This window comes from Pseudomonas sp. P1_F1_2 (assembly GCF_056405815.1).
On sequence record NZ_JBFUBK010000020.1, the window covers coordinates 13,232 to 33,168 of the forward strand.

20 protein-coding genes are annotated in these 19,937 nt (G+C 59.9%); 10 read left to right on the forward strand and 10 right to left on the reverse strand.

The genetic code is table 11. The annotated features are described in order from the left end of the window. The first annotated feature begins 52 nt into the window (after positions 1-52). The 6 genes from AC1D2P_RS08310 to AC1D2P_RS08335 all read left to right on the forward strand — a co-directional run bounded on the left by AC1D2P_RS08310 (position 53) and on the right by AC1D2P_RS08335 (position 7,557). Entirely contained in the window at positions 53-1,021 is a 969-nt protein-coding gene (locus AC1D2P_RS08310; protein WP_477811383.1) for a nitrilase-related carbon-nitrogen hydrolase, read from the forward strand. 111 nt (positions 1,022-1,132) lie between these two features. Next, positions 1,133-1,474, forward strand: a complete 342-nt coding sequence (locus tag AC1D2P_RS08315) for a hypothetical protein (RefSeq protein WP_077430312.1) — start codon at positions 1,133-1,135, stop codon at positions 1,472-1,474. A gap of 95 nt (positions 1,475-1,569) precedes the next feature. Beyond that, positions 1,570-2,826 (forward strand): TolC family protein, encoded by a 1,257-nt coding sequence (locus AC1D2P_RS08320; RefSeq protein WP_109784625.1) that lies wholly within the window; start codon positions 1,570-1,572, stop codon positions 2,824-2,826. Beyond that, the gene (locus AC1D2P_RS08325; protein WP_223524624.1) at positions 2,823-4,043 is read left to right on the forward strand and encodes an efflux RND transporter periplasmic adaptor subunit; all 1,221 of its coding nucleotides are present in this window, start codon (positions 2,823-2,825) and stop codon (positions 4,041-4,043) included. The genes AC1D2P_RS08320 and AC1D2P_RS08325 overlap by 4 nt, the downstream gene beginning before the upstream one ends. Beyond that, positions 4,040-7,198: an efflux RND transporter permease subunit gene (locus AC1D2P_RS08330; RefSeq protein ID WP_477811384.1), complete on the forward strand. Its 3,159-nt coding sequence runs from the start codon at positions 4,040-4,042 to the stop codon at positions 7,196-7,198. The genes AC1D2P_RS08325 and AC1D2P_RS08330 overlap by 4 nt, the downstream gene beginning before the upstream one ends. Further along, positions 7,195-7,557, forward strand: a complete 363-nt coding sequence (locus tag AC1D2P_RS08335; protein WP_046027655.1) for a copper-binding protein — start codon at positions 7,195-7,197, stop codon at positions 7,555-7,557. Before AC1D2P_RS08330 ends, AC1D2P_RS08335 begins: the two co-directional genes overlap by 4 nt. A gap of 53 nt (positions 7,558-7,610) precedes the next feature. On the opposite strand, the gene AC1D2P_RS08340 is transcribed toward AC1D2P_RS08335, so the two are convergent. From AC1D2P_RS08340 to AC1D2P_RS08350, 3 genes are read right to left on the reverse strand one after another with little or no spacing between them, the layout of a single operon-like run. Then, positions 7,611-8,309 carry a dienelactone hydrolase family protein gene (locus AC1D2P_RS08340; protein ID WP_223524630.1) on the reverse strand — a complete coding sequence of 233 codons (699 nt, stop codon included), beginning with the start codon at positions 8,307-8,309 and terminating at the stop codon, positions 7,611-7,613. A gap of 55 nt (positions 8,310-8,364) precedes the next feature. Then, positions 8,365-8,880 carry an HvfX family Cu-binding RiPP maturation protein gene (locus tag AC1D2P_RS08345; RefSeq protein ID WP_046027652.1) on the reverse strand — a complete coding sequence of 172 codons (516 nt, stop codon included), beginning with the start codon at positions 8,878-8,880 and terminating at the stop codon, positions 8,365-8,367. A 57-nt stretch (positions 8,881-8,937) separates the two neighbouring features. Further along, positions 8,938-9,141 (reverse strand): HvfA family oxazolone/thioamide-modified RiPP metallophore, encoded by a 204-nt coding sequence (locus tag AC1D2P_RS08350; RefSeq protein WP_077430307.1) that lies wholly within the window; start codon positions 9,139-9,141, stop codon positions 8,938-8,940. A 282-nt stretch (positions 9,142-9,423) separates the two neighbouring features. On the opposite strand from AC1D2P_RS08350, the gene AC1D2P_RS08355 reads away from it, so the two are divergent. Both AC1D2P_RS08355 and AC1D2P_RS08360 read left to right on the forward strand, forming a co-directional pair. Beyond that, the gene (locus AC1D2P_RS08355) at positions 9,424-10,926 is read left to right on the forward strand and encodes an aldehyde dehydrogenase family protein (protein WP_223524633.1); all 1,503 of its coding nucleotides are present in this window, start codon (positions 9,424-9,426) and stop codon (positions 10,924-10,926) included. A gap of 58 nt (positions 10,927-10,984) precedes the next feature. Then, positions 10,985-11,320, forward strand: a complete 336-nt coding sequence (locus AC1D2P_RS08360; RefSeq protein ID WP_046027647.1) for a BON domain-containing protein — start codon at positions 10,985-10,987, stop codon at positions 11,318-11,320. 60 nt (positions 11,321-11,380) lie between these two features. Here AC1D2P_RS08360 and AC1D2P_RS08365 read toward each other — a convergent pair whose 3' ends face one another. Both AC1D2P_RS08365 and cynS read right to left on the reverse strand, forming a co-directional pair. Continuing rightward, positions 11,381-12,040 carry a carbonic anhydrase gene (locus tag AC1D2P_RS08365; RefSeq protein ID WP_109784629.1) on the reverse strand — a complete coding sequence of 220 codons (660 nt, stop codon included), beginning with the start codon at positions 12,038-12,040 and terminating at the stop codon, positions 11,381-11,383. A gap of 136 nt (positions 12,041-12,176) precedes the next feature. Then, positions 12,177-12,644 carry a cyanase gene (gene cynS / locus AC1D2P_RS08370; protein WP_077430305.1) on the reverse strand — a complete coding sequence of 156 codons (468 nt, stop codon included), beginning with the start codon at positions 12,642-12,644 and terminating at the stop codon, positions 12,177-12,179. A gap of 120 nt (positions 12,645-12,764) precedes the next feature. Here cynS and cynR point away from each other — a divergent pair, with 120 nt between their 5' ends. Next, a complete protein-coding gene (gene cynR / locus AC1D2P_RS08375; protein WP_223524636.1) occupies positions 12,765-13,670 on the forward strand; it encodes a transcriptional regulator CynR in 906 nt (301 codons plus the stop codon). Here the strand turns inward: cynR and AC1D2P_RS08380 are convergent. The 4 genes from AC1D2P_RS08380 to AC1D2P_RS08395 all read right to left on the reverse strand — a co-directional run bounded on the left by AC1D2P_RS08380 (position 13,656) and on the right by AC1D2P_RS08395 (position 17,546). Next, entirely contained in the window at positions 13,656-13,955 is a 300-nt protein-coding gene (locus tag AC1D2P_RS08380; protein ID WP_109784632.1) for a hypothetical protein, read from the reverse strand. The genes cynR and AC1D2P_RS08380 overlap by 15 nt on opposite strands. Positions 13,956-14,097: 142 nt before the next feature. Next, a complete protein-coding gene (locus AC1D2P_RS08385) occupies positions 14,098-14,427 on the reverse strand; it encodes a hypothetical protein (RefSeq protein ID WP_077432160.1) in 330 nt (109 codons plus the stop codon). Between the two features lie 518 nt (positions 14,428-14,945). Continuing rightward, entirely contained in the window at positions 14,946-15,449 is a 504-nt protein-coding gene (locus tag AC1D2P_RS08390; protein ID WP_109784633.1) for a GNAT family N-acetyltransferase, read from the reverse strand. A gap of 153 nt (positions 15,450-15,602) precedes the next feature. Continuing rightward, complete coding sequence (locus AC1D2P_RS08395; protein ID WP_223524639.1) at positions 15,603-17,546, reverse strand: DNA topoisomerase III; 1,944 nt, start codon at positions 17,544-17,546, stop codon at positions 15,603-15,605. Positions 17,547-17,827: 281 nt separating this feature from the next. Between AC1D2P_RS08395 and AC1D2P_RS08400 the strand changes: the two genes are divergently transcribed. Next, complete coding sequence (locus AC1D2P_RS08400) at positions 17,828-18,196, forward strand: DUF427 domain-containing protein (RefSeq protein WP_046027635.1); 369 nt, start codon at positions 17,828-17,830, stop codon at positions 18,194-18,196. A 55-nt stretch (positions 18,197-18,251) separates the two neighbouring features. On the opposite strand, the gene AC1D2P_RS08405 is transcribed toward AC1D2P_RS08400, so the two are convergent. After that, positions 18,252-19,874 (reverse strand): MFS transporter, encoded by a 1,623-nt coding sequence (locus tag AC1D2P_RS08405; protein WP_477811385.1) that lies wholly within the window; start codon positions 19,872-19,874, stop codon positions 18,252-18,254. Positions 19,875-19,937: the final 63 nt, after the last annotated feature.

The window sequence follows — 19,937 nt, forward strand, 5'->3', positions numbered from 1 at the left end:
TTGCCGTAATCTTTATCTCGTTGAAGCCCAAACCCTCAGTGAGATCACCGCCATGACCATTGTCAAAGCTGCTGCCGTCCAAATCGCACCTGTGCTCTACAGCCGTGAAGGCACTGTAGAAAAGGTGGTTAACAAGATTCGCGAACTCGGCGAGAAGGGCGTGCAGTTCGCCGTTTTCCCGGAAACCATCGTCCCGTACTACCCGTATTTTTCTTTTGTGCAGGCGCCTTTCAAAATGGGTGCCGAGCACTACAAATTGCTCGATCAGGCGGTGGTGGTGCMTTCTGCGACCACCGATGAAATCGGCAAGGCCGCCAAGGAGGCCAACATGGTGGTGTCCATCGGCGTCAACGAGCGCGATGGCAGCACCCTGTACAACACGCAGTTGCTGTTTGATGCCGACGGCACCCTGATCCAGGCCCGGCGCAAGATTTCGCCGACCTATCACGAACGCATGATCTGGGGCATGGGCGATGGCTCTGGCCTCAAAGCGGTGGACAGCGCCGTTGGCCGCATCGGGCAACTGGCCTGCTGGGAACATTACAACCCGCTGGCGCGTTACGCCCTGATCGAAGACGGCGAACAGATTCACGCCGCGATGTACCCCGGTTCATTTGCCGGTGAACGGTTTACCCGCCAGATGGAAGTCAGCATCCGCATGCACGCCCTGGAATCGGCCTGCTTCGTGGTCAACTCGACGGCCTGGTTGTACCCGGAACAACAAGCCCAGATCATGGCCGACACCGGCTGCGAGATCGGTCCGATTTCCGGCGGTTGCTACACCGCGATCATCGACCCGCAAGGCGAAGTCATCGGCGCGCTGACCGAAGGCGAGGGCGAAGTCATCGCTGACATCGATTTGTTCGAGATCGAGATCCGTAAACGTCAAATGGATGGTCGCGGTCACTACAGCCGTCCGGAAATCCTCAGCCTGAACATCGACCGCACACCACACCGCCATGTTCATGAACGCAATGCCCAGCCGACGTTGGCGGTGGCTGCACCAGTGGAAGAGGTGTGACCAGGTAAACGTATTGGTGTGCCGGGGCTCTCATCGCGTGCAGCTCCGGTTACGCCATTTTTTGTTGTCCGGTATTTGAACCCGCAGTGGCCTGCGCTAGACTCCAGCCCCATGAAACGCTATCTGCGGTTTTGCCTGATTTTCCTGATCAGCCTCGCGCTTCCCCTGAGTGGAATGGCGGGCGTTTCCGCACCTGCAGAACCTTGTCCGATGAAAACCATGGACATGTCGATGATGGGTGACATGGGCATGGACTGCTGCCAGGACATGAGCACCGCGCCAGACCATGGCAAACCTTGCAAGCCGGGTCAGGAGTGCAAGACCGGTGCCCTTCTGCAAGTCTCGATCATCAAACCTCCCGTTAATCTGTTCAGCCCTGTGATAGCCACATTCTTCGCGGATGCGCTGCCTGTCCAGACCCCGTCCGGGGTATGGCGACCCCCTCGCGCCTGATTCCTGTTCCACGTTGAGCCCCATTCCGCCTGTGCGGGATGGCGTTGCTGCGCGCCTGTTAAAGCGCGCCGCGGATCATGACAGGAATTCAAGACATGAAACTCATGTGCTTTCGTACGGGGTGGCCGCTCGCGGCGGCCCTGGCGGCAAGTGTATTGGCGTTGCCGTGCGTCGCTGCCCCACTGACCCTCGATGAAGCCTTGCGGCTGGCCGATAACAACGCGCCGTCGCTCACCGCTCAAGCAGAAAAACTCCAGGCGGCCCGAAGCGCCGCGATTCCTGCCGGTGAATTGCCCGACCCGAAGCTGTTGCTGGGGGTGCAAAACTTTCCGGTCGGCGGCCCTGATCGGGGCACGCTGGACCACGACTTCATGACCATGCAAATGGTCGGTGTGATGCAGGAAATGCCCAGTGGCGACAAGCGCCGGGCGCGCACCGAAGTCGCCGAAGCGGCTGTAGACCTGGCCGCTGCGCAAGGGCGGGTCGAGCGCCAGACTGTGCGTCAGGCCACGGCGCTGGCCTGGATCGACAGTTATGCCGTCGAGCTGAAACACGCGCTGTTCCAGGAGTTTTATCGCGAGAACCGTCTGTTGGCCGACATCGTTCGCGCGCAGATTGCCAGCGGTCGTGCGCAACCGGCCGATGCCGTGACGCCCAGGCAGGAAGCGGTGCAACTGGAAGAGCAGCAGGACCAATTGACGTTACAGCGAGCCCAGGCGCGTGCGGCGCTCAAGCGCTGGATCGGTCCTGCGGCCAATGAGCAACCCACCGGCAACTGGCCGCAATGGCCCATCGATACCTCGGGTTATGTGCACAAACTCGAGCATCACCCGGAGTTGGCAGCGTTCGCGCCCATGACCCGGCAAGCGCAAGCCAAAGTCCGCGAAGCCGAAGCCGAGAAGCAATCCGACTGGAGCTGGGAGCTCGATTACCAGAAGCGCGGGCGTGAGTTCGGCGACATGGTCAGTGTGCAATTCACCTTCGACCTGCCGCTGTTTCCCGAGACGCGGCAGAACCCGAAGATCGCTGCCAAACGGGCCGAGCTCAATCAACTTGAAGCCGAGCGTGAGGCGTTGACTCGCGAACACACCCAGCAACTGGAGGCGCAATTGGCCGAGTACGAACGCCTGGACCGCGCGGTGCGTCGCACACAGGAAAGTGTGTTGCCGCTGGCCACGGAAAAAGCCGAGTTGACCCTCGCCAGTTACCGGGCGGGCAAAAGCGATGTGTCAGCGGTTGTCGCTTCCCGGCGTGAACTGATCGAGGCCCGCTTGAAGCAGATCGACATCAACGAACAGAAAGCGCTGACCAGCGCCCGGCTGTATTTCGCCTACGGGGAGACTGGCCAATGAGCCGCATAAAAAGCGTGGCAGGGTTTGCAGGCGCTATCGCGCTGGGCGGTCTTGGCGGTTATTGGTTCGCTCATCAATCTGCAACGACGAATCAAGGCACCATGGCCGGGGACGAGCGCAAGGCTTTGTACTGGTACGACCCGATGTACCCGCAGCAGAAATTCGACAAGCCCGGCAAGTCGCCTTTCATGGAAATGGAGCTGGTGCCGCGCTACGCCGACGACACGGCCAATACGGCCTCCCTCCAGATCGACCCGAGTGTGACGCAGAATCTCGGTCTGCGGCTGGCGACAGTCAGTCGCGGCACTCAGTCATCGAGCCTTGAGGCTGCCGGTGTGCTGGCTTACAACGAGCGGGATGTGGCGGTGATTCAAGCGCGTACGCCGGGTTTCGTCGAACGGGTTTACGCCCGTGCGCCGGGCGATGTGCTCAAGGCGGGGGCGCCATTGGCGGACATTCTGGTGCCGGAATGGGCTGGCGCCCAAGAGGAGTTTCTGGCGCTCAAACGCCTGGGTGATCCCGGTCTGTTGGCTGCCGCCCGGCAACGTCTGCGCCTGACGGGGATGCCGGCCGCGTTGATTGACCAGGTTGAACGCAATGCAAAGGTACAGTCGAGCCAAACGATCACCACGCCGATTGCCGGGGCGCTACAGGAACTGAACGTGCGCGTCGGCATGACCCTGGCCGCCGGAGAAACACTGGCCCGGGTCAATGGCCTGAACAGCGTCTGGCTGACGGTGGCGGTGCCGGAATCGGCCGCAGGGTCAATCCAGACCGGTCAAACCGTGGAAGCCCGGCTGGCGGGGTTCCCGCAGGCGGTGCTGCACGGGACGGTCAATGCGATCCTGCCGCAAGTCACTGCGGACAGCCGCACGGTCAGTGTGCGCATTGAACTGCCTAACAGCGAGGGACGCTTGCGTCCCGGGTTGACGGTGCAGGTGCGTTTGCAAGGCGCCACCGACACCACGTTGCAGGTGCCGAGTGAAGCCGTGATTCGTACGGGCCGGCGGGTGCTGGTGATGCTGGCCGAAGAGGGCGGGCGCTACCGTCCGGTGGAAGTGCAAGCCGGGCCGGAAAGCGACGGCCAAACGGCCGTGCTCAAGGGGTTGGAGGAGGGCCAGCAGGTGGTCACGTCGGGGCAGTTTCTGCTCGACTCCGAAGCCAGCCTCAAAGGCATTGTCGTGCAGCCGCTGGAAAAAAGCGGAGGCCAGCCATGATTGCCGCACTGATCCGCTGGTCCGTGGCCAACCGTTTCCTGGTGCTGCTGGCGACGCTGTTCGTCACGGCGTGGGGCGCGTGGTCGGTACAGAGCACACCCATCGATGCGTTGCCGGACCTGTCCGATGTCCAAGTGATCATTCGCACACCGTATGCCGGCCAGGCGCCGCAAATTGTCGAGAACCAAGTGACCTACCCACTGGCAACGACCATGTTGTCGGTGCCGGGGGCGAAGACCGTTCGCGGCTATTCCTTTTTCGGTGACAGCTTTGTGTACGTGTTGTTTGAGGATGGAACCGACCTGTACTGGGCACGTTCACGGGTGCTGGAATACCTGAGTCAGGTGCAGAGTCGTCTGCCCGCCAGCGCCAAACCCGCGCTGGGACCGGACGCCACCGGGGTTGGCTGGATCTTTCAATACGCGTTGGTGGATCGCAGCGGTGGTCACGATCTGGCGCAACTGCGGGCGTTGCAGGACTGGTTCCTCAAGTTCGAACTCAAGACCTTGCCCAATGTCGCCGAAGTCGCCACGGTCGGTGGCATGGTCAAACAGTATCAGGTGCAACTCGAGCCTTTGAAAATGGCCAGTCTGGGGATTACTCAGGCGCAAATCACCGACGCCATTGGCAAGGCCAATCAGGAAACCGGTGGCGCCGTGCTGGAGTTGGCCGAGACCGAATTTATCGTGCGGGCTTCGGGCTATCTGAAAACCCTCGATGACTTTCGGGCCATTCCTCTCAAGCTCGGTGTGGGGAGCGTGCCCGTCACCCTTGGCGATGTGGCAACCGTTCAACAGGGACCGGAAATGCGCCGTGGCCTGGCGGAACTCGACGGCGAAGGCGAGACCGTGGGCGGCGTGGTGATTTTGCGCAGCGGCAAGAACGCCAGCGAAACCATCGCTGCGGTCAAGGCCAGGCTGGATGCGCTAAAAAGCAGCTTGCCCGCGGGTGTGGAGATCGTCACCACGTACGACCGCAGTAAATTGATCGATCGCGCCGTGGAAAACCTCAGCCACAAGTTGATCGAAGAATTCATCGTCGTGGCCCTGGTGTGCGGGATTTTCCTCTGGCACTTGCGCTCGGCGCTGGTGGCGATCATCTCGTTGCCGGTGGGGGTGTTGATCGCCTTCATCGTGATGCGCCATCAAGGGATCAACGCCAACATCATGTCCCTGGGCGGGATCGCCATCGCCATTGGCGCCATGGTCGATGCTGCCGTGGTGATGATCGAAAACGCCCACAAGAAAATCGAAGCCTGGCACACGGCTCATCCGGGCGAAACCCTGACGGGTGAGCGGCACTGGCAGGTGATGATCGATGCGGCGGTGGAAGTGGGGCCGGCGCTGTTCTTTTGCCTGCTGATCATCACGCTGTCGTTCATTCCGGTGTTCACACTGGAGGCGCAGGAGGGGCGTCTGTTCGGTCCGTTGGCGTTCACCAAAACCTATGCCATGGCGGCTGCGGYAGGGCTGTCGGTAACATTGGTGCCGGTGTTGATGGGTTACTGGATACGGGGACGGATCCCCAATGAACAACAAAACCCGCTCAACCGTTGGTTGATCAGGCTCTACCAACCGGCGCTGGACGCGGTGTTGCGCCGGCCAAAGATCACACTGCTGGCGGCGTTGCTGGTGTTGGTCAGCGCGGTGTGGCCGATGTCGCGCCTGGGAGGCGAGTTCCTGCCGCCGCTGGACGAAGGCGACTTGCTGTACATGCCCTCCGCATTGCCGGGGTTGTCAGTACAGAAAGCTGCGCAACTGCTGCAACAAACCGATCGCCTGATCAAGACCGTCCCGGAAGTCGAGCACGTGTTCGGCAAGGCCGGGCGCGCCGAGACCGCCACCGATCCGGCCCCGCTGGAGATGTTCGAAACCACCATTCAGTTCAAGCCCCAGGATCAGTGGCGCCCCGGTATGACCCCGGAAAAACTCGTGGAAGAATTGGATCGCGTGGTCCGTGTGCCGGGGCTGACCAATATCTGGATTCCGCCGATTCGCAACCGCATCGACATGCTCGCCAYCGGCATCAAAAGCCCCATCGGGGTCAAAGTTGCGGGCAATGACCTGGCGCAAATCGATGCTGTCACGCAAGGCGTGGAGCGGGTCGCCAAAGGGGTGTCGGGTGTCAGCTCTGCGCTGGCCGAACGATTGACCGGCGGGCGTTACATCGATGTGGACATCGACCGTAAGGCGGCCGCTCGTTATGGGCTGAACATCGCCGACGTGCAATCGATCGTGGCGGGTGCCATCGGGGGTGAAAACGTAGGAGAAACCATCGAGGGGCGCGCGCGGTTCCCGATCAATGTGCGTTATCCGCGAGAGTGGCGTGATTCCCTTGGCTCACTGGAGCAATTGCCGATCTACACACCTCTGGGCAGTCAGATCACCCTCGGCACGGTGGCGAAAATCAAGGTCACGGATGGGCCTCCGATGCTCAAGAGCGAAAACGCCCGGCCCTCCGGTTGGGTGTACATCGATGTGCGTGGGCGGGACATTGCGTCAGTGGTCGCCGATTTGCGCCGGGCCGTTGCTGAACAGGTGACGTTGCAGCCCGGCATGAGCCTGAGCTACTCCGGGCAGTTCGAGTTTCTGGAGCGGGCCAATGCGCGGCTAAAACTGGTGGTGCCGGCCACGCTGCTGATCATTTTTGTCCTGCTTTATCTGACCTTTGCCCGTTTCGACGAGGCCTTGCTGATTATGGCCACGCTGCCTTTTGCACTCGTGGGCGGAGCGTGGTTCCTCTATGGGCTGGGGTTCAATCTTTCGGTGGCCACCGGCGTTGGCTTCATTGCGCTGGCCGGGGTGTCTGCCGAGTTTGGCGTGATCATGCTGCTGTACCTGAAAAATGCCTGGGCTGAGCGCGAAGACGCTGGCGACCGGACAGAACACGGGTTGGTGGCAGCGATTCGTGAAGGTGCAGTGCAGCGGGTTCGACCCAAGGCCATGACCGTGGCCGTGATCATTGCCGGCCTGTTGCCGATTCTGCTGGGCAGTGGCACCGGCAGCGAGGTCATGAGTCGCATCGCCGCGCCCATGGTCGGCGGCATGATCACCGCGCCCTTGCTGTCACTGTTTGTGATTCCGGCGGCGTATCGCTTGATGCGCCGTCGTCCGCTCCTGTCAAAAAACCCTAAAGCTCAAGGAAACGCCCAATGAAACTGACTCTGATCGCAGTAACAAGCACGGTGATTGCTCTTTCTCTTTCTGCCCACGCAGCGGATATGCCCGGCATGAAGATGGATGACATGGCCATGGACGGTCAGCCGATGAAGGCGCAAACAGCGCAAGCACCGGTTGCCAAGGCGGCGGGTACGGTGAAGTCAATCGACAGTGCCAAGCACACGGTAACCATCGCCCACGGTGCCGTACCCGCGGTGAAGTGGCCGCCGATGACCATGGGGTTCAAGGCTACAGAGGCGCAATTGGCTGCGGTGAAGGTGGGGGACCAGGTGAACTTCGAGTTTCAGCTTGAAGGGGCGACGGCGACGATCGTATCGATCGATGTAGCGAAGTAGCGCGTGGCGAGCCCGGTGGTGCGAAGGTCATCCGCACCACCGGTTCGTTTGCGTCAGAGCTCCTGACCCAGGAAAATCAACGTATTGCCATGCGCCTCAGCCGCTGCGCGCTGGTTATAGCTGTCGCGGTGCGAGCAGTTGAAGCCGTGTTCAGCTTCCGGGTACACGACAATTTCCACGTTATCGTTGGTGTCGAAACGCTCGGCGATTGCCTCCACGGCTTCCAGCGAAATATGGCTGTCTGCTTCACCGAAGTGCATCAACAGCGGTACTTCGATGTCATCGGCGCGGTCCAGGTGGTTCTGGATACCGCCGCCGTAATAGGCAACCGCCACATCCACATAGCCATTGGTGGCGGTGAGGTAGGACAACAAACCACCGAAGCAATAACCGATGGAGGCGATGCCGCCGTCCAGACCTGGTTGCGCATCGAGGGCGTCGATGGCCAGTTTGATGTCGGCCTGCGCCTGGGTGATGTCGGTGGCGTTCATCAACTCGACGGCGCGCTTCCAGCCGGCTTCGTCGTAGGTCAATTCGATGCGATGGCCGCTGCGCCAGAACAGGTCCGGCACGATCACCAGATAACCATCAGCGGCGTATTGTTCGGCGACCGAGCGGATGTGCTCGTTGACACCGAAGATCTCCTGGATCAATACGATTCCAGGGCCATTTTGAGTATGCGGAATGGCCAGGTAAGCGCCGAATTTACCGTCGTCGCTGTCGATCTCGATCCATTGGGTGGTTACGCTCATGGTGGCTCCTGTCTACGCAAGTGAGGTGTAGGGTGAAGCTTGCCACGGTAGCATCTCAACGATTGTGACGGCGCCAGAAAAATCGCGCCAGCAGCGTATCGAGGCTCAGCTTGCCGGCACCCGAGAGCAACAATGGCATCAGGGCGGCGAGGTAGATCAGCGGCAGTTTGAAGTTGCCGTGACCTTTGTTGCTGATGGCGTAACCCTGGGCAAGCTCACTCAATGTAGACCAATCGGCCGGCCAGTGAACGGCAGCGGTGGCGACAACCGTGACCACCATCAGACTGATCGCCGATATCCGCGTGCCAAGGCCCGCCAGAATGGCGAGTGCGCCAATCAGCTCGACCCACATCGACAGTTCCCAATTCAGCGTGGCCGGCAACTGGTCGAACGGGAACGGAAAACGGTCCTGGATATCGGCAAACCAGTTTTCGCCGTTCCATTTTTCAAGGCCGGACTCAAAAAATTCCCAGGCGATGAACAACCGCAAGGTCAGGGGCGCGAGCCAGCTGCCGGCACGGTCGAGGTTCAGGTGCAGGCCTTTCACGGCCGAAGAAATTGAAGTGTTCATTGGCATGATTTCCGTCTGGTCAGGAATGCGGGGCAACGGCGTGCCCCGCGCGATGGGTTACTCGCTGGCGCCGCACTTGCCTTCGCCACATTTGCCTTCGGCGGGTTTTTCCGACGTGTCGGCATGAGCCTGGCTGTAGCCGTGCGTCAGTTGTTTCATGCTGAACGCTTCGGATTCGGACGCCGAAGCGACGTTCGACAGGGCCAGGCCACCCGCGATGAGCAGGCCGAGGGTCAGGGAAGAAGTCGAGAGTTTGAACATGGTGATACTCCGTAGCTTGAGTGAGTTGAGCGCTTTGATCGGCGTGGCCAATCGACTGGCGTAGTTCATCAAGCGGGTGTATCTGCGATGTGTCGTTGCAGCGGGGTTTTATGGGCGAGGTGTGTCAGGAGGCTGGCTGTACACACACTGATACATAGCCACAACAAACAGGGGATTTGTGGTGGATTTGAGGTTGTGTGGTGCCGGCCGGTCCGGCGCGTGACGCTCCGGGCAATTTCCTATACATTTTCCGGCCGCCCCCCTGCATGGTGAAACCGCTTCATGTCTCTTGCGCTCGAACGTCTAGTCGCTGGCACGCCGATTCCTTTTTCCGGTAATCGTGTCACGGTTGTCAGCCCCGAACTGGCCGCGCGGTTTCAGCCCGGGGACCACCTGCTGGTGGAGCAGGTCAGCGGCGAATTGTTGCTGATTCCGGTGGCCGACCAGCAAGCGGCCAGCGTGGCGATCGAGCGAGCAGAAGCCGCATTCACCGCGATGTCGACGGTGTCGGATCAAGCGATCAGCACCTTCTTCGACCTCTTTGCCCAGCGTCTGGAAACCCCGCAATGCTGGGACTTGATCGCGGCCGCCAACCTCGCCGACATCGAACGGGCCAAGGCTCGTGGGCGCTCCACCACGCGTTTGCTGGCCGATGAGCGCATGCGCCGCGACATGATCGCCGGCCTGCGGGCCTGGCGCGATGCGCCAGCCTCACGCGGCAAAGTGATCAGTTGCGTTGAGCATGACGGCTGGAAAGTCGAACAAGTGGTGTCGCCGCTGGGCATCGTCGCGTTTGTCTTCGAAGGCCGACCGAATGTGTTTGCCGACGCCGCCGGTGTCTTGCGCACCGGTAACACCGCCGTGCTGCGCATTGGCAGCGATGCGTTGGGCACCGCCCAGGCGATCGTCACCCATGCATTGAATCCGGCATTGAGCGACGCCGGGTTGCCGGTCGGCGCGGTATCGCTGGTCGAAAGCGTCAATCATGCGGCCGGTTGGGCGATGTTCGCTGACCGGCGTCTGTCCCTGGCCGTGGCCCGAGGTTCAGGGCGTGCGGTCAGTCAATTGGGCAGCATCGCTCAACAGGCGGGCACCGCCGTCAGCCTGCATGGCACTGGTGGCGCCTGGCTGATCGCTGACAAGGACGCCGACGCGACGCGTTTCGCCGCCGTGGTGCGCAATTCTCTGGACCGCAAGGTCTGCAACACGATGAACGTCTGCCTGATCCAGCGCGACCGCGCCGCCGATCTGGTGCCGTTGTTTCTCGATGCATTGCAACAAGCCGGCAGCGCGCGGGCCCAAGGCTGCAAATTGCACATCGTCGAAGGCAGCGAGTCGTACTTGCCGACGCACTGGTTGAGTGCGAGCGTCGAAGTATTGCGCGCCGAAGGTTACCGGACCGAGGCGATGGCCGAGCCACTGCCGGAGGATCAATTGGGTCGCGAGTGGGAATGGGAAGAAACCCCGGAAGCCAGCTTGATGATCGTCGATGACCTGGACCGTGCAATTGCCTTGTTCAATCGTTACAGCCCGCAATTCACGGTGTCGTTGATCAGTGAGAATGACGCGGCGCATGAGCGTTTCTACAACGCGGTCAATGCTCCGTTTGTCGGTAACGGCATCACGCGTTGGGTCGACGGGCAGTACGCCTTGAACAAGCCGGAGTTGGGGCTTTCGAACTGGGAAAGCGGCCGGCTGTTTGCGCGCAGCGCGATTCTCTCGGGAGACGGGGTGTTCACGGTTCGTAGTCGCATGACGCAGACCTCTTTGTCGGTCAAACGCTAGGCGAGGGGCACACTATAATTAAGGTGTTTGCTCCTTCGTTCTGAAAGAGGGATACACCATGAAACTTCGTTCCTTCGAGCAATATTCTCATCACCTGGAGTCGGTCGCCCACGATGCATGGCTGACGACCCGGGTGAAATCGGTCCTGGCCATGGACGATCCAACCCTGGGACTGCAAATTCACGTCAAAACCCATGCGGGCACGGTGGCGTTGAGTGGCCGGGTCACTACCCATCGGCAATGTGAAAAGGTCGTTGCACTGACTCGTTCGGTTCAGGGGGTTGTCGATGTCGATGCCAGGGAGTTGCTGACTCACGTATTCACACCCGGCAGTTTTCCCGAACCACCTGACGCCGAAGAACGCAGTGAGCGTCGGCCACCGGATGACAAATGAGCCTGATGATCCCATCAGCAGCGCTCCTGTAAGCCAGGAGCGCTGCGCAGGGGAGGCGCATCAGGCGGCTTGTACAGTTTTGCCGTAAACAGCGCAGGTAGCGGGATGTTCTGCCAGCGACACGAAAGTGCGGCTGCTGGCTTCCAGAGCGTCAATCGAACCGGTCTCGATGTCGTAGACCCAGCCATGCAAATTCAACAGGCCTTTTTCTTGCGCCAGGCGCACGCTCGGGTGCGTCTGGATATTGGCCAGTTGCGCGATGACGTTTTCCCGGACCATTGAACTTACCTTCGCCGCGTCAGTGGCGTGAGGGCGGGATTGGTTGATGACTTTTGCCGACTCGGCGTGCTGCAACCAGCCGCTGACCGCCGGCAGGTGATCCATGCATTTACACGAGGCGATGGCGGTCATGGCGCCGCAATCCGAATGCCCACAGATCACAATGTCGCTGACACCGAGCACCGCAACCGCATATTCAACCGTGGCCGACACACCGCCGGGGTGCGGGCTGTATGACGGCACGATGTTGCCGGCGTTGCGGATGACGAACAATTCACCGGGTTCCTGCTGGGTCAGCAGTTCGGGGACGACACGGCTGTCGGAACAGGTGATGAACAACGTGCCGGGATGCTGGGTGGTGGCCAGGTGTTTGAACAAATCGGTGCGTTGTGGAAAGGCTTCGTTCTGAAACTTCAAAAAGCCGTCGATGAGCGCTTTCATGGTGATGTCCTCACTATTGTGTGTAGCAGCTGTCGAGCCTGCGTTCGGCTGCGAAGCAGTCGCCTGGATTGGCGAAGACTGCGTCTTCGGACGCAGCCTCGCGGGCTCGGCAGCTGCTACGGGGTTAGGGTGTTGGTTAGAACGGGCGCAGTGGCAGGAACTTGCCGTCGAGGGTGATCACCGCTCGGGAGCCACCTTCCGGGTCTTCGACTTTCTTCATGTCGAGCTTGAAGTTGATCGCGCTGATGATGCCGTCGCCAAATTGCTCATGAACCAGGGCTTTGAGGGTGGTGCCGTAGATCTGGATCATTTCGTAAAAGCGGTAGATGGTCGGGTCGGTCGGGACACCCGAGAGGCTGCCACGCAGCGGAATGATCTGCAGGCGGGCCACGGTGTCGGCGTCCAGGTCGAGTTTTTCGCCAATCACTTTGGCGGCGGTTTCCGGCAATGGATGCTGGCCGAGAAGGGCGGCGGTGACATAGGCCAGACCCAGGCCGGTGCCGTCGGTCAGGTCCTGCCAGGACAGATTTTTGCGGGCCTTGGCATCGAGAATCGAGGTGGTCAGGGCCAGACTCGGGTCGTTGTAAGCGTGGGACTGTTGCATGGTGATTCTCCTGTCGGCGTGGTGTCGCTTGGGTGTGAAGCCATCTTCTGCCGATTGACTCATAGCGTCCAAGATCGATATACAATGCTTTGCATAAGTCCTGCCTATAGATGAAGAGCCATGCTGCTACGACATTTGCGTTACTTGCTGGCCGTCGCCGACCACGGCGGTTTCACCCGGGCCGCCGAGGCGCTGCATGTTTCCCAGCCGACCCTGTCGCAGCAAATCCGCCAGCTTGAAGAAACCCTGGGGGTCAGCCTGTTCGACCGCACCTCGCGCACCGTCAAGCCGACCGATGCAGGAGAGGCCTATATCGAGTGCGCCCGCCGCGTATTGGTTGAGCTGGACGCCGGAAAACGTGCGCTGCATGACGTGAAGGACTTGTCTCGCGGCACCTTGCGCCTGGCCATGACGCCCACGTTCATGGCGTATCTGGTGGGGCCGTTGGTGCGCGATTACGTGGCGCGGTATCCGAATATCCATCTGGAGATTTTCGAGTTGTCGATGGACGACATCGAGGCGGGGTTGGCGGATGACTCGCTGGATATCGCCATCGCGTTCAATGACGTCAGAAATGCCGACATCGAGTCGATTCCGGCCTTTACCGAGACGCTGGGCGTGATGGTGGGGCAGGGGCACCCGTTGTATGACAGCCAGGTCGCATTGCCTGCTGAAGAGCTCGCTCAACTGGCGTTTGCGCTGTTGACCCCGGACTTCGTCACCCGCACCCGCATCAATGAGTATTTTGCTCAGGAACAGATCACCCCCAAGGTGGTGATTGAGGTCAATTCTGTCAGCACGTTGCTGGAGGTCATTCGGCACACGGCCATTGCCACCATCCTCCCGGAGGCCATCGCCAGCCAGGAGCGCGCGCTGCGCAAGATTCCATTGCTGGGGGCAGCGCCTACCCGTGGGGCGGCGTTGCTTCGTCGTAAAAACAACTACCACAGTGCGGCGTCGGTGGCGTTCATGAATCTGGTGTTGGGGACGCCTGCGCTGGCGTCAACGACCTCAATCTTCCACTGACTGGCACATGACTTTGCCGCTTTTGCTGGTGGCAGACACGACGACGGAATCGTCTTCGGCAAGGCTGATTGAAATCGTGACACCCGAACCCGTGGTTTCGAAGTGGCGATCATCGACGGCTTTGGTTTCGGCTTCTTTGTTGTTAATCAGTACCGGACCATCCTGATCCGCATGAACCGTAACGTTTGCGGGGCAGTCCGCATCGAATGGCGGGATGCCGGGGGTGGTGTTTGCAAGTGCGGCAATTGCAACCGGAAACAGCAGGAATGTCAGGGGGTTTTTCATTGCAAGCCTCCATAAATCCAGCAGCGCATACCGATAACCATAGCTTCATTTACGGCGCACACGACAAACAAAAAAAGGCCCCGCTCGATATGACGAGCGGGGCCTTTTAATTTAGAGACGCTGGATAGAACCGTGGGGAGTATCAGTAGAACCGATCAATCACCCGAACTTCGTTCTGGTTTTGCAGCGATGCCCAGGCCTGTTTCAGCGTTTGCAGAACATTACCGATGAAGTCCTTGTCGGCTGCGGCTTTCTTGCCGACATAGCCATGGCCGCGACGGTACATCTTCAGTCGGGCCAGCAGGTTCTGGTTGTTCTGATCGAACTCCGCTTCGTGAGCATGAGGCGACAGGCAGTCGATATGAACCTGGCCCGATTTGCTGATCCACAGGATGTGGCTGTCGTGGCTGTCTTTTTGCGCAGCGAACATACGAGCCAGTTCATCGATAGTGGGTTGGTTGTTCAGATTCATAATATGCCCCTTGACCATTTGGTGATCTTTCAAAGTTGATTCGCTAATACAAGTAGCCCATCGGTTAGTTGATCCCTGGCACCGAAACCAGGACGTCAGCGGTCGGCCGTTGAATTCAACGAGGTCGCGCATCTGTTGCATGTAGTCGTGTTGAATAACTGCTACGCAAAAGCGTCACAACGAAGAGAAGCAGCGAATACCTTCTGGCCATTGCCGACTTTTCAGGGTCGGCCACAAGCTTCATGAGGATTGATCGCTAGCGCTTCTCGTCCTTGTACTGGACGTTCGGGCCAGGTCAGCTTCTTCAATCTGCCTTGTGGGCAGCGTGTATCCGGGAAAAACAGCTCGGCGGTCAGACGAGCTTGCTCAAACATGTTGCGGTACTCCCGATCGGGGAGATGTCTGCATCATGCAAGGGCAAATCGGAGGCGTCAACAGTTATGTAGTGATTATTTTCAGTCACTACATATTGTCTGACAAAACGGATTGGAATGAGAAAAGTCTGTAGGAGAAGCCCGTCAGGGTGACGGCGACGGACACTGGAAACGGTAGAAGGTGCAGGGATAACCGTCTACAGACCGCTGATGCAGGGTGAATTGGCCGCCTGCGAGATCAGGGATCACTTTGGCCCAGAACCGCCGTGCGGGCGGGTTCGCATCCAGATGGAAAATCTGCCATTGACCGGGGAACTGGCTCAAGAGGGTGGAAACGACAAACTTCGCGACACCTTGGCCACGGAAACGCCGACTGACAAAGAAGTAGCCGATGTTGTATTCGGCACCCTCGAGGTGGGTGTCGCCGTCCACGCTCACGAAACCGGCAAGCTCACCGTCGACTCTGATCAAAAACGGCCGGGTCGCGGGGGTGCGCCAATAACCCGGTTTGGGCTGGATGTTGAAAAAACCATGTTCACCCAGTTTCAGTGGCAGCCATTCGCTGAAGTCGTACACATAGAACTGCATCAGATTTTCGATGGTGTCCAGTTCGTCGCGCTTTGCGGCGTGCAGTTCTATCGAAGACATGTCGGAGCGCTCCAGGTTGAGCAGGGCTGTCCGTGAATCATGCAATGTGGTGAGAAGTTGTACTTTGCGCCTTTCTTCAGCGCGTGAAAGTGGGGCTGTCGACGGGTTTGAAGAACACTAGACCATCACGATCCATTTGAAGTGCCATCAACCTTAACTTGCCGGTTTCGCCGTGCGTTTGGTGCCCGTGGACGGTTTGCGTTTCGCCGGTTTGCGCTTGTTCTTCCACGGTGCGGCACCACGCCCGGCCGGGCTTGCCGGCCCGCTGATGGTCAGGCTCAGACCGGCGCAACGCGCGACTTGCTTGCTCATCCATGCCGCCTGTTTGGTGACGAATTCTTCCAGGCTCATTTCGCCGCTCTGCACCATGTCCAGCGCCTGCTCCCAGATCGCCGTGGTGCCGGGGTCGGCAATGGCGCGCGGCACGGCATCGATCAGGCTGAAGGCCGCCGGGGTGGCGGCCAGGGCCTTGCCGTTCTTGATCAGATAACCCCGGTCGAGCAAGCCCTGGATGATCGACGCGCGTGTCGCCTCGGTGCCGATACCGGTGGTGTCCTTGAGTTTCTGCTTGAGCAGCGGATCCTCCACCAGTTTGGCGACGTTCTTCATGGCCTTGATCAGGTCGCCTTCGGTGAACGGTTTGGGTGGTTGCGTCCAGAGGTCCTTGAGCTTCACGTCGGCCACGGCGCAATCAAGCCCTTCGGCCAATGCCGGTAGGGTTTGCGGCGCCGGCACCTCTCGGCCCTTGGCGGGGGCGAGGGCCTCCGGCAGCGCACGCTTCCAGCCGGGCTCGACGATCTGTTTGCCGACGGCGCGCAAGGCTTCACCGGCGCAGTCGAAGTCAGCCTGGGTGCGATCGTATTCATGATTGGGCAGGAACTGCGCCAGATAGCGGGCACGGATCAGCGTGTAGACCGCCCGTTGCTTGCCCACCAACCGATCAAGATTCTTCGCCGCGGCCGTTGGAATGATGCCGTGGTGCGCCGTGACCTTGGCATCGTTCCAGGCCCGTGAGCGCCGCTGGGGTTCAAGGTAATCGTTCAGCGCGTTCAGGGTTGGATCGGCTTGTCGCAGGGCGGCGAGGATGCCCGGGGCCTCGCTGTGCTGACTCATCGGCAGGAAACCGCAATCACTGCGCGGGTAGGTGATGACCTTGTGGGTTTCGTAGAGCGCCTGGGCAATATCGAGGGTTTCCTGGGCGCCGAGCCCGAGCTTCTTTGAACAGACTTCCTGCAAGGTGCCCAGATCAAAGGGCAAAGGCGCGACTTCACGCATGCGTTCGGTGCGCAGCTTTTTTACCCGTGCGCTAGCGGCGTTGCCAATGGCCTGGGCTGCGCTCTGTGCCAGAGACTGATTCAGGCAGCGATCCTGATCGTCGCAAGCGTCGGATGCCGCGCGCCACTGTGCAGTGAACGCCGTGCCATCGTGCAGCAGTTGCACGTCGATGGCCCAATAGGCCACGGGGACGAAGTCGGCAATGCTGCGATCACGATCCACGACCAGCCTCAGGGTCGGTGTTTGTACCCGACCCACCGGCAATACGCCCTGATAACCGGATTGGCGGCCCAGAAGCGTAAACAACCGGCTCATGTTCATCCCGATCAACCAGTCGGCCCGGGAGCGGCCCAACGCCGAATGATAAAGGCTGAAGGTCTCCGCCCCTGGCTTCAAGGCGGCCAGTGCCTTGCGGATTGATGCATCGTCCAGCGCTGACAGCCACAGCCGGCGGATCGGCCCGCGATAACGGCAGTGCTCGACCAGCTCGCGGGCGATCATTTCGCCTTCACGGTCGGCGTCGGTGGCGATCACCAGTTCATCGGCCTCGCCGAGCAAGCGTTTCACGGCTTTGTACTGGCTGGCGGTGCGCGGCTTGACGGTCATCTTCCATTTATCGGGAATGATCGGCAGGTCCGCCAATACCCAGCGTTTGTAGCGCGCGTCGTAGGCGTCCGGCGGTGCGGTTTCCAGCAGATGACCGATGCACCAGGTCACCGTGACGTCTGTTCCCAGCCAGCAGCCGTCGCCCCGGCGCTTGGCGCCGAGCACTGCTGCAATGTCTTTGGCCTGGGAAGGTTTTTCACAGAGGTACAGCCGCATAACCACCATCGTTCATCAAATGTGCAAGAGGCGCACAGAATGGCGGGTGATGAGCGATGGAGCAATCATTATCTGTATGGATGTACAGCTAAAGCTGTTGCGTTTGTTTGCGGCAGTCAAAATGCCCCGTTTGGCTGCGAGGCAGGAGCAATGATGAATTTTGGGTTATACCTGAAAGTCGTGGTCTCAGGTTTTGGGGCTGCTGTGCGATCCATCGGGCAAGTCGGATCGCCGCACCGCACGCTCCCACAGGTTCATCACCGTCATGAGGAACGTATTCCATGAAAAGCTCCGGTCCCAGCCCTGTCATCACCATCGCAGAGCAGCCAGGCTGCCTGTTGGTGAAGTTTCATGGCATCCAGGTGGCCGCGTCTGCACGCGCACTGGTGCTGCTGGAAGCCAATTACCCGCCGGTGTACTACGTGCCGCGAGAGGACATCGACGAAAAGTATTACGCGCGCACCGATCACACCAGCTATTGCCCCTACAAGGGCGATGCCAGCTATTTCAGTTTGCAGGTGCCGGGGCATGAAGGCGCTAACGCCGTGTGGAGTTACGAAAATCCCAAGATCTCGGTGGCGCAGATTCGCGAGTACGTGGCGTTCTATCCGGATCAGGTGAAGTTTGAATTGCTCGACTCCGAGGTCTGAAGGGTAACAAAGCCACGCGTGGCGAGGGCACCAGCACCCTCGCCACAACGACCTGTCAGTTTTTGTCTAGGTCCACGTTCTTGGTTTCACGCAAGCAAATCATCCCCACCACCAGGCTCACCSCGGTAATCACCACCGGGTACCAAAGCCCGTAGAAGATGTCGCCGGTGTAGACCACCAACGCAAACGACACTGTCGGCAGGAACCCGCCAAACCAGCCGTTACCGATGTGATAGGGCAGGGACATCGAGGTGTAGCGGATGCGCGTGGGGAACAGTTCGACCATCAATGCCGCCAGCGGGCCGTAGCACATGGCAGAGATGATGATCAGCACCACGATCAACGCGACGATCATCGGTTTGTTGATTTGCTGCATATCGGCTTGGGACGGATAGCCAGCCAGTGTCACCGCGCCACGCAGGGCGGCTTCGTCGTAACCGTCGATTTGTACCTCGCCGATGCTCACCTGCACGCCACTGCCGGCGGGTGCGGCTGCGCTGGCGTAGGGCAGGCCTTGTTTGACCAGGAAGGTTTTGACCTTGTCGCACGGGCTATCAAATTTCGCCTTGCCCACGGGGTCGAACTGGAAGGTGCAAGTGGCCGGGTCGGCCATGACGGTGATCGGCGCCTGGCGGCTGGCCTGGTCAATGGCCGGGTTGGCGTAATGCGCCAGGGATTTGAAGATCGGGAAATACAGCGCGGTGGCCAGCAACAGGCCGATCATCAATACCGGTTTGCGCCCGACCTTGTCCGACAGCCAACCAAAAAAGATGAAGAACGGCGCGCCGATGATCACGCTGACGATCAGCAAGCCGTTGGCCACGGCCGGGTCCATCTTCAGGAATTGTGTGAGGAAAAACAGCACGTAAAACTGCGCGGCATAGAAGGTCACCGCTTGCCCGGCATTGATGCTGAACAGGGCGATCAACACGACCTTGAGGTTTTCCCACTTGCCGAAGGAATCGCGCAGCGGCGACTCGCAGAGTTTGCCTTCTTCTTTCATTTTCACGAAAGCAGGCGACTCATGCAGGCTCAAGCGGATCCAGGTCGAGATGCCCAGCAAAATGATCGAAAACAGGAACGGAATCCGCCAGCCCCACACTTCGAACTGATCGCCCGTGAAGTAGCGGCAACCGAGCACTACCAGCAGCGACAGCAGCAAACCGAGGGTCGCCGTGGACTGAATCCAACTGGTGTGGAAACCGCGTTTGCCCATCGGCGCGTGCTCCGCGACATAGGTGGCAGCGCCGCCATATTCACCACCCAGGGCCAGGCCCTGAAGCATGCGCAGCACCACGAGGATGATCGGCGCGGCGATGCCGATGCTCGCGTAGGTCGGCAGCAAGCCGACGCAGAAGGTCGCCAGGCCCATGAGCACAATGGTCGCGAGGAACGTGTATTTACGCCCGATCATGTCTCCCAGTCGCCCAAATACCAGCGCACCGAAGGGCCGCACGATGAAGCCTGCAGCAAAAGCCATCAGCGCAAAAATGAACGCCGTGGTGTCATTCACCCCGGCGAAAAACTGTTTACTGATCACCGCCGCAAGGGCGCCATAGAGGAAAAAGTCGTACCACTCGAAGACCGTCCCGAGCGACGACGCGAAGATGACTTTGCGGGTGCCGTGGCTGATGGCCGCGACGGGTATGGCTTCCATTGGCTGAACATGTTCTGACATATCGGTATCCCTCACAGTGATTGTTTTTGTTGTTCCACTGTCGGCGCCGGTCTTGTGGGCTGG

Coding starts and splice junctions, on each gene's coding strand:
- AC1D2P_RS08385 (WP_077432160.1), bottom strand. CDS start 14,427: ATGAATCTGAACAACCAACCCACTATCGATGAACTGGCTCGTATGTTC.
- AC1D2P_RS08400 (WP_046027635.1), top strand. CDS start 17,828: ATGAAAAGCTCCGGTCCCAGCCCTGTCATCACCATCGCAGAGCAGCCA.
- AC1D2P_RS08345 (WP_046027652.1), bottom strand. CDS start 8,880: ATGAACACTTCAATTTCTTCGGCCGTGAAAGGCCTGCACCTGAACCTC.
- AC1D2P_RS08355 (WP_223524633.1), top strand. CDS start 9,424: ATGTCTCTTGCGCTCGAACGTCTAGTCGCTGGCACGCCGATTCCTTTT.
- cynS (WP_077430305.1), bottom strand. CDS start 12,644: ATGCAACAGTCCCACGCTTACAACGACCCGAGTCTGGCCCTGACCACC.
- AC1D2P_RS08340 (WP_223524630.1), bottom strand. CDS start 8,309: ATGAGCGTAACCACCCAATGGATCGAGATCGACAGCGACGACGGTAAA.
- AC1D2P_RS08320 (WP_109784625.1), top strand. CDS start 1,570: ATGAAACTCATGTGCTTTCGTACGGGGTGGCCGCTCGCGGCGGCCCTG.
- AC1D2P_RS08395 (WP_223524639.1), bottom strand. CDS start 17,546: ATGCGGCTGTACCTCTGTGAAAAACCTTCCCAGGCCAAAGACATTGCA.
- AC1D2P_RS08325 (WP_223524624.1), top strand. CDS start 2,823: ATGAGCCGCATAAAAAGCGTGGCAGGGTTTGCAGGCGCTATCGCGCTG.
- AC1D2P_RS08350 (WP_077430307.1), bottom strand. CDS start 9,141: ATGTTCAAACTCTCGACTTCTTCCCTGACCCTCGGCCTGCTCATCGCG.
- AC1D2P_RS08365 (WP_109784629.1), bottom strand. CDS start 12,040: ATGAAAGCGCTCATCGACGGCTTTTTGAAGTTTCAGAACGAAGCCTTT.
- AC1D2P_RS08390 (WP_109784633.1), bottom strand. CDS start 15,449: ATGTCTTCGATAGAACTGCACGCCGCAAAGCGCGACGAACTGGACACC.
- cynR (WP_223524636.1), top strand. CDS start 12,765: ATGCTGCTACGACATTTGCGTTACTTGCTGGCCGTCGCCGACCACGGC.
- AC1D2P_RS08380 (WP_109784632.1), bottom strand. CDS start 13,955: ATGAAAAACCCCCTGACATTCCTGCTGTTTCCGGTTGCAATTGCCGCA.
- AC1D2P_RS08315 (WP_077430312.1), top strand. CDS start 1,133: ATGAAACGCTATCTGCGGTTTTGCCTGATTTTCCTGATCAGCCTCGCG.
- AC1D2P_RS08335 (WP_046027655.1), top strand. CDS start 7,195: ATGAAACTGACTCTGATCGCAGTAACAAGCACGGTGATTGCTCTTTCT.
- AC1D2P_RS08360 (WP_046027647.1), top strand. CDS start 10,985: ATGAAACTTCGTTCCTTCGAGCAATATTCTCATCACCTGGAGTCGGTC.